The following is a 15,669-nucleotide window of genomic DNA, read 5'->3' as shown; positions in this document are numbered from 1 at the left end:
CATCTTGGATACTAAAGGCATTTAATTGCAAAAGGAGCTAAATAAGTTAGGCTCGCCCATTGACTAGCGGGAGGCTCATATGTGTTAGGTGAAATTAATCACCATGCCTCCAGACAGGAAAAGCAAATTCTAGGCCTTGCTCTTCATGTACATTTAGAAGCGGGTCAAGTGCATCAAGATCTAATTCTGGTGGAACGTCGACTGAAATCAAAGAATACTGGTTGAGAGTCTCGACTTTACAACCAAGCCTTTTGAGCATATCTACAAAAAATGTAGTATCGACACCGTTATTATTCATTACCCAAATAACTGAGTGACCAGACTTTTCTATTATCTCAAAATCAAATATATGTTCATTTACTTCATCAGGGGTAGCAGAGAATATATCCCCGTATGCCAAATCAGGAATAAAAAAAGGAGCATTAACTAATTTATAATTTCCATCTATCCGTTCACACCAAACACCTTCACCGCCTACTGGTGGCCAGCCATTTTCAATATCGAGAGCGAACATAACTTTTTCGGCTGACACTAAACTTCCTTTTTCACCTAACCGCTTATTCAACAGCACATCATTCAATGTCGGCCGTTTAAGTTATTGATTAACAACATCCTACATTTGCTATCTTATTGATGTAAAGCTCTTTTCATTTCAATAATCATAAAACAAGGCTTACACTGATATTTATCTTTTTGAATACAGCTGGTTTGTTGCTAATAGTAAAATAAAAAGCTAAAAGCCACAGCAGACCCTCGATTAAAGATCTCGAGGGTGACGGCTAGGAAAATATCGCGGGTAGCAGTTAGGGGGATCAAAACCTAAAGGACAATACATATGAATTTAAGACATTATTGTGCTTGCTCTATATTAGCAAAAAACGCAAACGTTTTTGCCACATGCTGATGCCAATAGTCCCAACTATGCCCACCATCAAAGATGTCAAATGTATGGTCAATATCGGCCTTAATGAGTCGCTTTACTAATTGGTAATTAGCGGTAAACAGTGGGTCATCTTTACCGCAATCTAATCTTAACGGTGCTAATGTCGACTTATGTTGATTTAACGTGGTGAACACATCTCCTGCATATATATCAGTGGTTTGTTTTAGTGAATCTAACGTTTTGCTGTCAACAAAATTGGTAAAATCTTCAATATGAGTAATTGATGAATGAGCCGATATTCCGCTAAATACATGGGGATACTTCGCCCCTAATCGTAATGCGCCATACCCGCCCATTGATAAGCCAGAAATATAAATATTTGATTTATCAGAACACATAGCTTGAGTGTTAATCACCGCTGAAATGACATCTTCAACAATCCATGATTCATAATCTGCATGTTGAAATGGTAAATAACCACTGCCTTCATAGTGGCCCCCGTCTGATGGCATCACCAGCACAAACTCGCTCAAACCTTGTTGCCGAAGGTTTTGATAAACCTGCTCTACTCCACCAAGTTGGCTCCATACCCAATGGCTACCATATACTCCATGTAGCAGAATGATAATAGGCACGTTTGAACTTTGTGTGGCTTGCCGGTAAACACTGATATCACCTCGGCCATTCAAGTGGCTGCTATAAGCCGTAATCGTGACAAAATTATTGCTGGAAAGAGTCAGCGGTGAAACTTCTAAACTATTGACTGTCATTAATGATTTCCTACGAAAAAGTATTAGCACTAGCACTAAGCACTAAAAATTAACACCATGAGTGACTTCGGGTTAATTAATCCTCAAACACAATCACGCCTTTGGCGATTCGCCCAGCTAACATGTCATCAAAACCTGATTGCAACTCTGCTAATGTGTAGGTTTTGGTCACTAGCTCATCCAATTTAAGCTTTCCTGCATCATACAGTTGTAATATTTGACCAAAATCGCGTTTAGGATTGCATTGACCATAAAGCGGATTAATGTAAATTTTATCCCACTCAAAAAGCGTACAATCAAAATCAATTTTTTGTTCAATACCACTCACTTGAACGGCCACACCTGCACTACGAATTAATGCCAATGGCGCTGACCCCAAAGCCGGTACGGCGGTACATTCAAAAGCAAAATCGGCTCCTCGTCCATGGGTTAATGCTTTAACCTGAGTCACCATGTTGATTAAGTCTGGATCATCTTTGTCAGCCAATACGGTATGTGTTGCACCAAATTCCTTTGCCTGTGCTAAGCGATTTAGTGATAAATCTATAGCTATAATTTTTGCAGCCCCCGATATGGCGGCGCCTTGAATCACATTTAACCCCACGCCGCCACAACCTAAAACCGCAACACTGGCACCGGCGTTAACTTTGGCGGCATTAACCACCGAACCATAACCTGTCATCACCCCACAACCAACAATACTGGCACTGGGGAAGTCGATATTGCTGTTAATTTTAATGACCGCGGCAGCCTTCACAATCGTGTATTCACTCATGGTGCCTAAATGAAAAGAGCGCGTTAGCGCACTGCCATTGTGTTGGCAGCCTTGTTCATTGGCATGGCCACACAAACCGTTTCCAGTCACAGGACTATTCACTTCGCAAATATGTAAGTTGCCTTCTTGGCATTGAAAACATTCACCACAGGGAATGGCCCAATTTAAAATCACTTTATCGCCAATGCCTAAGTCTTTTACGTTTTCACCTAACTCAACAATGACCCCCGCGCCCTCATGACCAATGATAAATTTTTTATTCCATGTCTTGATAGAGTCCCAGTCGGTATGACAAATCCCAGAAGCTTTAATTTTTATTTTTACTTCGCCTGCCGCAGGTTTACCAAGCGTCACCGTGTCAAAAAAGAAACCGCCTTTACCATCTGCAATTGCAGCCCTTGCCTTGTACATGTAAACTCCTAATTGTTAACAATAAGCATAAAACTATGAAAAAACCAACCATATACTGTGAACCTTACTCGATAAAACAAGGTAACGACTTTGAAATTCATTACGTGAGTTATCTGCAGCATGATAGCTATTCATGCTTTTTGCATTTTCATCAGGTTCACGAATTTATATTTTTTGAACAAATTGACGGTAAATATTTTTATCACCAGGGTGAAACATCACTCTCAGACTATGAAGCCGTATATACTCCCTCTATGGAAAGCCACAACTTCGCGCTCAATTCCCGGGCAAAATCTTGGTATATAGTGCAATTTGTACCTGAACGCCTTAACGACCCAGCACTGGCAGAATTCAGCCAGATATTAAGTTCAGGGTTACATTTGAGTTTTCCAGCTGACGTTCAACAAAGAATCCACCTACTGCTCAGTTGGTTACTCAGTGAGTTTAGCCAACACCCCAAAAGTCAAACCTGCCAGCAATTGTTTAACAGCTTAGTCACTATGGTGTGTGAATACGGCCAAAGTCGCTTAAGCAAACAACACACACCGTTAAATGTGTCGAATGGCTATAAAAAACTTGCCCCATTAATGGCCTTATTAAAACAAAATAACTGTGCGAATTTATCGCTAGATCAAGCGGCTGCACTGTGTCATTTATCACCTTCGTATTTTTCTAGGGTGTTTAAAAACCACTTTCGTGTGCCCTATAGCGATTATATTATTCAGCACAAGTTATATAGTGCCGCTCGATTATTAGGGCAAACCAACCTATCTATTACTGATATGTCTTATGACTTAGGCTTTTCAAGCTCGTCATACTTTATAAAACAATTTAAACAACACTTTGGTTTAACCCCGCACCAATACCGTCGCCAATTAAAAACAGATCTCAGTTCAGGCTAGTTACAGGCTCGATAAGTAAGCTCGTTTTAGTAAGCTCAGTATCTAATGCACTAAGCAATGACTTATTCACCTGCATGTTGTGTTTAATGGCCTGAGTACCTAATACATAGGCTTTAGCAAGATTTACCGCTTCAACGCATAACAAACGGTCTGCTTTGAAATACCACACAGAGAATTGCTCAGCAGATTCTTGACACACAATTAGCTCGTCATATCCGTCAGAAAGACCCACTATTTGTAATTTGCATTGATATTGATCAGACCAAAACCAGGGAACGGCTTCTTGAGTGTTAGGGCGACTATCGTTTTGAATCGTTTGATTAACAGTATTAGTGTCAGGCACAACAGTCGGTAAGTTACCCGTAATAAACTGTGCAACAGTCTTAGCCTGTTCAACAGCATTTTGAACAGACTCCAGTTTGAGCCATCGCTGATATCGTTGGCTAAAGTATTCAGTGCAATCACCAATTGAAAAAATATTGGGATGAGATGTCTGACACACGGCATTAACTTTAACCCCTTGTTCAACATCAACACCTGCAGCAATTGCTAACTGAGTATTACGTCTTACGCCCACCCCTACTATGATAAAATCAGCGGGATACTGCGTGCCATCGCCACAAACAACAATGTGTTTATCCGCTTGATGAATCACTTCAACTACATCTTTACCCGTTGTTAGCGTCACCCCTTTATCACGATGTAATTGGGTTAAAAAATCAGACATAACATGCGAGGTCACTCTGGATAAAATGTGTGATTGTTTTTCGATCACGGTGACCTTTGCACCCAAGGCAATAAACGAAGATGCGCATTCAAGGCCGATATATCCGCCGCCAATAATAACAACTTGCTTATCTTTGCTATTCGTTAATGCCGACTTAATCGCCAGTGCATCTGCATAGGTGCGCATGGCAAAAAAACGGTTAACACCTGTTTCATCAACCGTATCTGACAACCCTTTAATCGGCGGAATAAAAGCATCACATCCGGTTGCAATAATTAATTTATCAAAAGGAATGACTTCACTATTGGCTAAAGTAATCTGCTGAGTTTTGCTGTCTACTGAGGTCACATTTTGGCCTAGATTTAGGCTAATTTCGTTATCAATGTAAGCTTTTTCTGCTTTTAAAGGTGAGCTGACAAGTGCATCTGATTGCAGTGTTTTTTTAGACAACGGTGGTCGGTGATATGGCAACTGTGGGTCACGGTCAAGTAAGATTATCCGCCCTTTCCACCCTTGCTGACGCAAGTTAAACGCTGCACTCACCCCAGCATGACTAGCACCAATGATCACCATATTTAAATTTAACGCTTCATCTTTAGTTTGCATAAGTCATAATCACTTTATTAATTAGCCACAACAAACGTCATACCATCAATCACTTCTGACACTTCAATTTGGCAGCATAAACGGCTAAATTCACGCACATTGTCATCTAATTGCAGCATGTCACTTTCAATCTCTTCAGGCTGACCTATTTTTTCAAAATCGGCAGGTTCAACATATATATGACAAGTGGCACATGAACATACACCGCCACAATCACCATCAATGCCTGCTACACCATTTGCCACAGCCAACTCCATTAAAGATCCACTGTCGCCTTCCACTTCCATCGAGCCGTTGTTTTGAGTAACAAAAATGACTTTAGCCATGATTTAATTCCTTTATTGTAGGTGTTATGTTTTGCGTTATTCGTTATTTAGCAGACAGGCTAACCACTAGACGGTTAAAGCCCACTTTGCGTGAAAACTCACCGAGCTGTTCAATGTTTTCATCAGCACTGACAACATCAATGTCATTGACTTTATTAGCCAACGTTAACACCAGTTGTCTTAAAATCTGCCTTGCATGAGTTGCCCCTAAACAATTGTGATGACTAAAACCAAAACTCACATGGGGATTCACTTTACGATCAAAATCGACAGTATTAGGATGACTAAACACATTCTCATCTCGATTAGCCGATGCCCAACATAATGAAATCCTGCTATCGGCTTTGATGGCATGTTCGCAAACTGCAGTGTCTTCTGTGACCACGCGGCCCATCTGTGTTAACGGTGAAAAATAGCGAATTAACTCTTCAACCGCCCGATTATTGATGTTAGGCTCAGCTGCAATGCGCTTTAAATCATCCATATTTTCACTAAAGTAAGCTAAGGTATTGGTGATCGCGTTAATGACCGTATCTCGACCACCCGCAAAAGTTAAAATCATCACCCCTTTAATTTGTTCTTTAGTCAGCTTTTTCCCATCAACCTCAGCATTAAGTAACACGGTATACAGGTCTTGTTCAGACGCTTCACAAGGCTGGTTATTTATACTGGCTTTATCAATTTCAGCATCAATATAGTCATATAAAATATTAGCTTTATTGGCATCTAAATGACTGGATTCGCTTCTGAATACGTGCGTGCCCCAATCAATCCAGGTTTGAGCATTATCCATAGGGGTATTTAATAATAAAGTGAGCGCTTTAGACTGAAGTGGCAAAGCAAAATCAGCCACAATATCAAGCGAATCCGCCGATAAAGCTTGGGCAATGGTGATATCAATGATCTGCTGTAACTTAATTTGATATGATTTATCTTGTGGTCGTTTAAACCAAGGATTAAGTAATTCACGGAAACCTTTGTGCTCAGGGGGATCCACTTCAAATGGGATTTGTCTGGTTTCTCGTATGGCTACTTCAGATGGGATAACAATTCGACCAGGTTTAGCGCCAGATTGAAAAGTAGCACAATTATGCGCAGCCTTGCGTACCTCCTTCAAGCCCAAAATCATACTAATAGGGTCGTTTTGATCGTCCATTTGACCTATGCCTGATGTGGTGCGCTGCGTTGCAAATGCATCATTAAATTGGCTAACACCGCTAATTTTGGTTGTCATTATTACACCTCAAAATGTATAAACTTTGTCATATCCTAGCGAGTTACTTGATGCTTAAATACACAAATAGTGTTCAAAAATATCACTTTGATGTCCTTTGTTAACTTATTAATAGGGATAAAAAAAGGCTATTGCAGCGGGGAAATAGCCTAATAAATAATGCTTATATTCAAAGCTTATTGTTTGAGTCGTTGCTGATACATAGTCGAGGTGACGGTTTTAACGGCATTAATTAACGCAGGATAAGGTGTGTCGGTGACGGTCACAAAACCAATATTGGCATTTTCACCATCAAATGCACGACCGGTAAGCGGTTCATCAATATATTGAAACCAGTGTGCGCCAACCATATAAGGTTTTTCCAAAACACTTTCCATATATTGCTGATACTTGTCAGCCCTATCTTGCTGACCACTAGCATGAACAATTCCAGGATTGAATAAACCAGAGCCTTCAGTACTGCCTATATGAAACTCACCAATAACCACGGGTAAATCAACTTCTTCTAAAAATGCCCAAAAATGCGGTTGCATGCCTTCTTCATAAATATTGAAGCTCAATACATCAGAATACTTTAATGAAGCCTTAATGATTTCATCAGGCATGCCCCAATTCGCCATTCTGGCGCCCATGTATAAATGATTAGGCATTTTCTCTGCTAAAGTGTTATGTACCACGTTAAAGTATTGTTCACCTAAAATTTCTAATAAACGCGATAAATCAGCCACTTGGTTTTCGCTAAATTGGCTAAAGGTAACCCCTTGGTTAAGTGTTCCCCAATCACTAATGTCAGTTTGCCAAGCGGCATTTAACTGCTCAATTTTGTTATACTTTTGCTGTAAGAATTCACTAAAGGCTTTTTTAGCAGGACTTTCAGTGACGCTTTTAGATAATGCATCTAAAATTACGCCGTACCTCGCGGCGACTGAACCATCACGTTCGCCCCAGCTTTTTTCATTATCGATAAAAATGCCTGCACACCAAGGTGAGTCGTTAACTGCTGCAGAAATCTCATCAATGGTAACTTTAGCGCGTCGAGCAAATTCTGGGTCAAAAGGATCAGGCATCAGCCCCCAATGGTTAACCGAACCAGAAAGCGTTTTAAAATCACCAATAATCCAACCATTGGCAAAATATGGCACTTGTTCGGCCGCATAAAAGGCCGGGTCAACCCAATTGCCGAACGAGGTAAAACCCCAGTCTTTCATTCTAGACAATGTCACCTCATGCCATTTTGTTAAATAAGCACCTTCAGGCTGATTGCCATATTTACGTTGTAAATTCGCTTGATAAAAACTGTATGTTTCACCATGAGGCATTGCGCCCTTGTGGGTTGAACGGCGGTAACTGTACTGTTTAGCCAGCGGATCGGAGTATTCTGGCAACCACTCAAACATATTGTGGCGTAGCGGTGAAGTCACGTACCGGCTGTCTTTTATGGCTTGTGGAATGTGCACTGTTCCCATTGAATCTTCAGGAGTGGTTTCGCTGGGGTCACGATAACGCACAGCATCATCTTTATAATCAATCCCGGTTAAGGTAGACATATTGGCCATGCGCACATTAGCTGGCCCATGTGAGAAAAACACATGTCCTTCAGGGTCCACCATCCACCATTTACCATCAATTTTTTCCGTTCTAAAAAAACCTGATGCTTCAAGTTTAGGCCCTTTTGTATACCCACCGTATTTTGAACGGTTTGGCATGCCTGTTGATGCATTAAGTTGAGCCAACTCTTCTGCTGTTTGCTGTGCTAATTGTTCATCTGAGGTAATTTTTAGCGGATAATCAATCAGCGCGTTTTGGCCATACTGGTCAACAATATTTTTCATCCATTGTGGATTTGTCTTTGGATTCGCCCTAATGCGAATATCAGAGACTTCTAGAGAATGGTTTTCTAGTATTCCTATCGTAAAAAAATTTAACGCTGCAATTTGAGTTAAATCTACATCATCTGCTCGCCAAGAACGCCAAACCATCAACAAATCATCGGTTTCCCATGGTTTAGCATCGCCCCATAAACCTGTCTCAGTATCGGCTTCTATGCCATCAAGGGGGAAAAACACTGTGCCCTTGTAAAGGGGTTCGATACTCACAGACCGACTTTGATATTCCCCCTGTAGATTCTCAACAGACAAATAAAAATGCACAGATTTATCTTGAGGATTCACGACATTAAACGCTAAGTTATATTGTGAATATTGCGATAAATTCCAAGGCTGCTCAGGCACGATACTAACAGTAGAAATATTGTGTTGCGCTGAAAACTCAATATCAAGTTGGTTTTGGTTTACTTTGCTTGAGGCTGATTTATTTTGCACCCAGCTTTGCTGTTCTTGTGAGTCAAAGCTGACCAAGGTTGTTATTAAGGAAGGCGCAAGCGTGCTAACGTCCTCTTCGATGTTGTCAGTTGTAATAGTCGTTACTGTTAAAGTCGGCTGCTTGACCTTTGCTTGCTCTGAGCAGCCGGCTATCGCAATGGCACTACTCAGAACAAGTAGTTGATAACTATAATTCTTTTTCATGTGGTTCTCCTAACCATCAGCCAATAATAAGCAAATTGAATTGATTAAACCCCAGGTGCTTGTAAGTTTGGTATTGGAACAAAAAAAGGGCCACAAATGTGACCCTTTATATAAAGTTACCTTTAGAAGTTCATTCGTGCATTTAAACGGAATGTACGTCCTGTTTGATATTGATAAACAGTACGTGAGTCAGTTGCATCACCGCTTATTGGACTTCCTTCATCTAACACCTCGCCATTCACATTTAAGAATCGACTGGTGTAATATTGACGTACACCTTCATCGGTTAAGTTAACGGCCTGGAATGAGAAGGTGACAAAATCATTCAGTTTATAACTCGCTGAGAAATCGAGTGTTTGACGTCCCTCTTCCCATAACGAACCTGACTCCCAAGAACGTTTAGCAAGTTGATCACTGTTGCCTCTGTAAGAAAGGCGCAATTGATGGCCATTTTTTTCCCAAAAAGCCGTTAAGTTATAACTGTGTTCAGGTGTATACGCTACTTGTAACTCTGGTAACTTTACACTGTCATCAATAGAGGACACTTCTTGGTCATATTGGCTATCTTGATAGGTATAGTTGGTTTGAATACCTAAACCAGACATCCATCCAGGTAACATATCGAAGGTTTGAATATATTGTAATTCAACCCCTTTAATTGTCGCGCCTTTGCCATTCTTAATACGTGTCGTTTTAAATTGGGCACACATTTGTTCTAAATCGCCAGAATACATCCAGTCTTCTCGGAACTCATCACTGCCTTGAAAACGTTTGGGCATACACTGCTCAAGGCTATCTTGGCCTGCGATTAATACTAGATCTTCAGGGTTATATGACTCGTTTTCATCAAGCCCGACACCACGTAAATCATCCATGTAGGTCACTACAGTTTCTGATTCTTCAAAGTTAGTCATATCTTTATAGAAAAGACCTGCAGATAACATACTCGTTTCGTTGAAATACCATTCATAGGATAAATCAAAGTTAACTGACTCTAATGGATCAAGCTTTGGCGATGTTAATGTAATCGTGTTATTACGGTTATAACCGCCCCACTGTGTTTCTCGTACTTTAAAACCAGGACGTAGAGAATCAATTTGAGGGCGCGCCATTGTTTTAGATGCTGCAAATCGTAAAACCGTGTCATCTAACAAGATGTAATTTAGATTTAAACTTGGCAGAAATACATCATAATCATGAGTTCCAGTCACATCAAAAGTTCGAAGGCTTCTATCTTCAGTTGCAACTAACTGTCCATTTTCATCAATCTCTCGATCACCATAAACATAATATTTTTCTGTAGATACATCGCTATGGCGCCATAACCACCAATCTGATTCATTTGGATTGCCTTGTACTGCATTAGGGTCAAAACAAGGACCTTCATCGGCAAGTGCTATATCATCAGAAAAGTCATTAGTTCCGTTAGTATCGTAACCTTGGCCATCAACACGACCCCAGCGGGCTTCTGCATTCCAATCTGTACCATAAAATGGGATCGCACTACATTCAGGAAGACTCGAATCTCTCAATTCAGCCAGCTTGAAAGGGTCCATTAAACGGCCAACATTACCTGGGTCAAATGCAAACTGAACACCTGAAGAACCCGCGGCTGAAACTTCAGTTTTAACATAACGGACACCTAAATCACCAGATAACTTGCCATCTAAAAAGTCAAAATTGGCTTTTAAATAGGTAGCAAAGTTTTCTAACTCTGCAGAGCGAGTATTAGAGTCATCAGCATCAAAACCTACTGCTGGAGAACCTAGGGCTACTTCAAAAGCCTTAAACGCAGAGAATGTTGTCCAACCATCAGTAATCGAATCCCGTCCATAGCCATTACTAGCCATAAAGTCATCAACAGGGAAATTTGAATCAGTTGCAAACAAATCGCCAGATAACGAATTCAGACCGTCATTCAACACTGCAGGGTTACCCGTATAAGGGTTATTAACGACAACACCTTCGGCCACACTGTTAAAGGCATTCTGTTGATTATCGACGTATTTTTCACGCTCAGAGTATTTAGCACCAAACTCAATACTTCTCAAAGGGCCGACATCTAATACCCAATCGAAATCAATAAAAGCAGACTTTTGAGTATCTTCAACTGCCACAACTGAGCGATTCAAGAAGGTTAAATGCTGAGCATTTAATTCATCAGCGTTAAAACCTGTGGTTGAATAGTTATCCCAAACATTTAATGGGTCACCAAACTCATTGTTAGCACCAAAGTCAATTAAGCCACTGCCATCGACAATAGTACAAGGTCCATTTGTACAGTCGTAACCTACTGGCTCGATATCTGTTTCAGGAACATTCTTAATTAACCAACGGTTAATATTGCTAAAGTTTTGCATGGCAATGAAAACTTGATTTTCAGGAATGCGTTCTGATTTTGAATAACCTAAACCAGCATCCATAATGAGATTATCAGTAATATCATGGCGTACATCGAATGATACGACTGTGTTTTCTTCTTCATACTTGTTTTCAGACTGGCTCAAACCGCCATCACCAAAGCGATTTAGGTATTTAGTAAATGTATTTGTTTTAGTGTCAATGGTATGCCAATTTTGTTGAGGATCAGTCCATTGTGAAGGGCCGCCCCCTAAACCTGGGTCAACCCCTTCAATCATGTTACCTTGCTGGCCACTGCGTACTTGTACACCATGCATCGAGCTTTCAAAAGCTTGTTTGGTGTAGTTAGTATTCAAATTAAATTCTGTTGAGTTTGTTGGTGCCCACTGTAAACCCAAGTTAAAATTCATGCGGTCTACATCGTTATTGTACAACTCGTAACGGGTATTTTTATTGGTAAGGCCCCAAACGTCTTGTACTTGATTACCGTCGGTATCTGTTGCTAAATGAGAAAACTCGGACACCCAGTTATCAGCACTATATTGATCTTTACGATAAGAATTTGTTTCTTTGACTGCAGTAAAAATTACCCCGAATGTGTCATCTAACAGTTTCTCAGAAAATGTGCCTGAAATCTTGTAGTTATCATCCTCTAGTAAATCGTTATATCGACCTTCTACCGTTACAGTTCTAATTTTATAATTTAAATCTAACGGCTTGTTAGTAATCAAATTAATGTTTGCACCTAAAGCCCCTTCTTCATGGTCAGCACTGGGTGTTTTTACGACTTCAATTTTTGATAAAATATCTGAAGAGTACTGCGACAAGTCAACACTTTGGCTAAAGTCAGTTGAACCTAACTGTACACCGTTCATGCTGATATTATTTTGTTGAGAGTTCGCACCACGTACGGTAATCCTTGAACCTTCACCGTCAACTGACTGAACTGTAACACCGGTTACACGAGATAATGCATCAGCAATATTTTGGTCTGTAGATTTACCAATATCTTCGGCGTTAATTGAGTCTGTTAAATTTTCTGAAAAGCGTTTGTCATTAATTGATTTTTTTAAACTACTTTTTAATCCTTTAACCTGAATAACTTCCATTTCTTCTGCATTATTATCAGAAGCTTCCTCTGCAGTCACTTGCATAGACATTGCAGCAAGCAAAGCTATGCAAACCGGACTGTATTTATAGCTTGTCGTTTTAATTGGCATGTTTACTCCCCCAAGAGCGTTTAGTTTCTGCCTAACCTGAGCCGCTAAAGTTAATATAATGTTGCAACCCTGTTTGTAAACACTACTCAACTAGAGAAGTTGTGTCAACATAATTTTGTTAACAATCTTCAATATTTTTTTTATTATTTTATCTGATATTCGTTTATTTACTTCGCTAAACGCTTACATAACCACTCACTCAAACTAGGCTTAAGTCTATGATTTAAAATAATACTTACTGTTGTGAATTTAATTTTAACAGATGAGGAATTGTAACGGTATTGTTAATTATCTTGCGAAGGGGAATATGATTTTTGGTTGCATTTTATGAATTAATCATACAAAAACAATCCAAAGCGGCCGCTACCAATGTAGCGCAATTGTTGCAATTAAGGTGCCTGAAAAATAAAAAGCTGCCCTCGATAAAAGATCTCGAGGGTAACGGATTTATAATCATTCTGGCAACGCTTTTGCCGGAATCTGCAGTTAAGCCTGTTCAAATTTATGAATATAAGGCCAGCCAGGAAATTGCTTTCCTTTACTCGGGTCGATATTCCACTCCCAACATTCAAACTCAAACTGTTGGGCTTTATGGTCAACCTTTACAATGCCGTATCCTTCACTTTTTAGTGAACGGTCTGCCAAAAAGTTACTCCATGAATTATTGGTTTGTTGCTTAAAGTCATCATAAGTCACTTTCGGATTTGCCACAGCCAATACGCGCATTTTATTGCCAAAGGTATCTGTAAAGTTACCGGTGTTAGGGTCTTTATTAAATTGGTTATCCAACTTATCTAACCCTTCAAACCAACGCTGCCAGAAAGCTGCAGCGGCAGGACCGGCAAAAAATAGCGGTCCATCATCAAAGGTATCAAGACCTTGTTTTGCCATCATAGGTAAATGTTGATCGCCACAAATCACAACAGCACCAGCATCTTTAATTAACTTAACCGCGCGAGTTCTGCCATCAGGCGGGTATCCATTTGAATCATAATCTAATAATGGCTCTAAATTACTCTTAGTTTGTGGAGAGCCCCAAATAGACGATGCAATGCACACCTTAGGCAACTCATTATCCATATCAGCCCATGCACGTAAAAACTGCTCCTGGCGATGACCTAACAGCTCACCCTGAGTATGTAGCGGGTTAATTTTTGTATTACGTCGCGATTTAAATTTTCGGTCTTCCACTAAAGCAAAACTGACACCACCGTACACAAAAACACCATAAGTCACGGGGATATCATGCTCTATTGGTGTGGAATCATAAGCATCAGGATTATGCCCATGCTGCATTCGATAAACCATTTTAACGAGCGCTTTGGTCTCCATATAACCGCCGTCTTCTTCAGTGCGTTTTTCGCCCTCAAGTACCACAGGGTCTCTTCCCCCTACGCCCCACAAGTTTCCTTGTAATACATCGTGGTCATCAGCTAACAATATGGAGGGTTTATTGCGGATTGAATCTCTAAATGTCCAATACCACAAATACCAGCGATACAACATATCTAAATGAGAATCGGGTCTACCTCGCCATACTTGGGTTGGCGTAGCTTCATAATATTGGTCACCACAAAAAACATACATATCAGGATCATGGCTGTTGCAATTGTCCACAAGTTCACTATGTGGAAATAAAATGTTTTCAGGTCCAAAACGACCTAATAACTTTTCTTGTTTTAAACGAGTTTTATAGTGCTCAATATCTAATGACAAATTTGTTGCGACTAAACAAGAATATAACGCAATCGATAACGGCTTAGACTGACCAGGGTCTTTCAAGATTTGACCTTGATATAACACATCTATTTGGTCATTTTCATGGCTAACAACACGATAATCATATTGTTGAGCGTTATCCCAACCTTCTACTCTAAATTGAATCACATAACCCGGTTCAATTTGTGAAGTAGTAGATCGCCATTCGCTGTTTGATGATTGTCGGTATTCAAGTGTAACGTTGCGATATTCATTATCAGCAACAGGCATAAATTGTGCGCTTAGCTTTAATACCGATTTATTCAGGCTATGCATACAACCAATAACCGGCCCTAATCCTCTGTCATCGAATTTAGACAGCTTTTCACCACCGGACTGTATATCTTCAAACGCCCATCTTGCGCCGCTTTGTTTAGATGGCATTGATGACAACAACATAACTCCGCCAAGTAACTCAGAACTTGGCACCCCAGTACGCACAATAAAGCCTAATTCTTTGTTGGTTTTACTGTCTATGGCCACTAGACGTATATCAAAGTTATTATTTGATACTGGATCAATATGGCAATCTAGAATAATTTCACGGTCATGAAGATGGCCAATGTTTACGGAATTGGTTCTAACTACTTTTTCGAAAGCCAGTGGTTTTTTTGTGTCAGAAAAGTCTCTAAAACTTAGCTCACCTTTATCATTAATGACTGCCATAAAGCCGCCATTTTTTCCAGAAGCACGTTGAATTAACGCACTAGCACGGTAATCAAGTTTATCTGCACCTGCCCCTAATAAGAAGCCACAAAAACCCGATTTAGTCGGCTTTAAATTACTGACTTTAGCTTTAATACGTGCAGGCTTTTGCGCGTCGTTGAGTTGGCGAGTTAAAATAGACACCGTACGCATTTCAAAGCCGCGATCTCCGCGAATACATTCAATTCTACCAGCATTCAAACGCCAATCTTGCAAACGATTCCCCCAAAATGCTTTGCCAAGCCAAGGGCGTTGAACATTGTTTGGCAATATTTCAATGGGCACGGTTTGCGTTAATGAGTGTCTATTAGCAGCAGCTCTTGCTGCTTGTGTCGGAAACAGCATGCTTCCTGTTGCTAACGCCGACAGTTTTATAAAACTTCGTCTATCCATAACTACCTCATTTTTCTTATTTTAATTAGCCACTTACTTGAATTGCATACTTAAGTCTTCAACAATAAGACCT

Annotated in this window: 10 protein-coding genes; 1 reads left to right on the top strand and 9 read right to left on the bottom strand. The window is 40.1% G+C overall.

Features of this window, described 5'->3' with window-relative positions:
- Nucleotides 1-94: 94 nt before the first annotated feature.
- The 3 genes from L2735_RS02360 to L2735_RS02350 all read right to left on the bottom strand — a co-directional run bounded on the left by L2735_RS02360 (nucleotide 95) and on the right by L2735_RS02350 (nucleotide 2,839).
- Nucleotides 95-532, bottom strand: a complete 438-nt coding sequence (locus tag L2735_RS02360) for a DUF4265 domain-containing protein (protein ID WP_248983175.1) — start codon at nucleotides 530-532, stop codon at nucleotides 95-97.
- Between the two features lie 317 nt (nucleotides 533-849).
- Entirely contained in the window at nucleotides 850-1,653 is an 804-nt protein-coding gene (locus L2735_RS02355; RefSeq protein WP_248983174.1) for an alpha/beta hydrolase, read from the bottom strand.
- A 76-nt stretch (nucleotides 1,654-1,729) separates the two neighbouring features.
- Nucleotides 1,730-2,839: a Zn-dependent alcohol dehydrogenase gene (locus tag L2735_RS02350; RefSeq protein WP_248983173.1), complete on the bottom strand. Its 1,110-nt coding sequence runs from the start codon at nucleotides 2,837-2,839 to the stop codon at nucleotides 1,730-1,732.
- Between the two features lie 35 nt (nucleotides 2,840-2,874).
- Between L2735_RS02350 and L2735_RS02345 the strand changes: the two genes are divergently transcribed.
- The gene (locus L2735_RS02345; protein ID WP_248983172.1) at nucleotides 2,875-3,741 is read left to right on the top strand and encodes an AraC family transcriptional regulator; all 867 of its coding nucleotides are present in this window, start codon (nucleotides 2,875-2,877) and stop codon (nucleotides 3,739-3,741) included.
- Here the strand turns inward: L2735_RS02345 and L2735_RS02340 are convergent.
- From L2735_RS02340 to L2735_RS02315, 6 genes are all read right to left on the bottom strand, one after another.
- The gene (locus L2735_RS02340; protein ID WP_248983171.1) at nucleotides 3,728-5,074 is read right to left on the bottom strand and encodes an NAD(P)/FAD-dependent oxidoreductase; all 1,347 of its coding nucleotides are present in this window, start codon (nucleotides 5,072-5,074) and stop codon (nucleotides 3,728-3,730) included. The two genes, L2735_RS02345 and L2735_RS02340, sit on opposite strands and share 14 nt — an antisense overlap.
- 17 nt (nucleotides 5,075-5,091) lie before the next feature.
- Entirely contained in the window at nucleotides 5,092-5,400 is a 309-nt protein-coding gene (locus tag L2735_RS02335) for a 2Fe-2S iron-sulfur cluster-binding protein (protein WP_248983170.1), read from the bottom strand.
- A gap of 43 nt (nucleotides 5,401-5,443) precedes the next feature.
- Nucleotides 5,444-6,634 carry a cytochrome P450 gene (locus L2735_RS02330; RefSeq protein ID WP_248983169.1) on the bottom strand — a complete coding sequence of 397 codons (1,191 nt, stop codon included), beginning with the start codon at nucleotides 6,632-6,634 and terminating at the stop codon, nucleotides 5,444-5,446.
- A 176-nt stretch (nucleotides 6,635-6,810) separates the two neighbouring features.
- Entirely contained in the window at nucleotides 6,811-9,159 is a 2,349-nt protein-coding gene (locus tag L2735_RS02325) for a beta-galactosidase (protein WP_248983168.1), read from the bottom strand.
- Between the two features lie 122 nt (nucleotides 9,160-9,281).
- Nucleotides 9,282-12,740 (bottom strand): TonB-dependent receptor, encoded by a 3,459-nt coding sequence (locus L2735_RS02320; protein WP_248983167.1) that lies wholly within the window; start codon nucleotides 12,738-12,740, stop codon nucleotides 9,282-9,284.
- 486 nt (nucleotides 12,741-13,226) lie between these two features.
- A complete protein-coding gene (locus L2735_RS02315) occupies nucleotides 13,227-15,596 on the bottom strand; it encodes an alkaline phosphatase D family protein (RefSeq protein WP_248983166.1) in 2,370 nt (789 codons plus the stop codon).
- Nucleotides 15,597-15,669 lie beyond the last annotated feature (73 nt).

The organism is Shewanella olleyana, assembly GCF_023283825.1.
In the GTDB taxonomy this organism is placed as follows: Bacteria; Pseudomonadota; Gammaproteobacteria; order Enterobacterales; family Shewanellaceae; genus Shewanella; species Shewanella olleyana.
This window is presented reverse-complemented; position numbering and strand designations above follow the sequence as displayed.

Coding starts and splice junctions, on each gene's coding strand:
- L2735_RS02315 (WP_248983166.1), bottom strand. CDS start 15,596: ATGGATAGACGAAGTTTTATAAAACTGTCGGCGTTAGCAACAGGAAGC.
- L2735_RS02355 (WP_248983174.1), bottom strand. CDS start 1,653: ATGACAGTCAATAGTTTAGAAGTTTCACCGCTGACTCTTTCCAGCAAT.
- L2735_RS02320 (WP_248983167.1), bottom strand. CDS start 12,740: ATGCCAATTAAAACGACAAGCTATAAATACAGTCCGGTTTGCATAGCT.
- L2735_RS02345 (WP_248983172.1), top strand. CDS start 2,875: ATGAAAAAACCAACCATATACTGTGAACCTTACTCGATAAAACAAGGT.
- L2735_RS02325 (WP_248983168.1), bottom strand. CDS start 9,159: ATGAAAAAGAATTATAGTTATCAACTACTTGTTCTGAGTAGTGCCATT.
- L2735_RS02335 (WP_248983170.1), bottom strand. CDS start 5,400: ATGGCTAAAGTCATTTTTGTTACTCAAAACAACGGCTCGATGGAAGTG.
- L2735_RS02340 (WP_248983171.1), bottom strand. CDS start 5,074: ATGCAAACTAAAGATGAAGCGTTAAATTTAAATATGGTGATCATTGGT.
- L2735_RS02350 (WP_248983173.1), bottom strand. CDS start 2,839: ATGTACAAGGCAAGGGCTGCAATTGCAGATGGTAAAGGCGGTTTCTTT.
- L2735_RS02330 (WP_248983169.1), bottom strand. CDS start 6,634: ATGACAACCAAAATTAGCGGTGTTAGCCAATTTAATGATGCATTTGCA.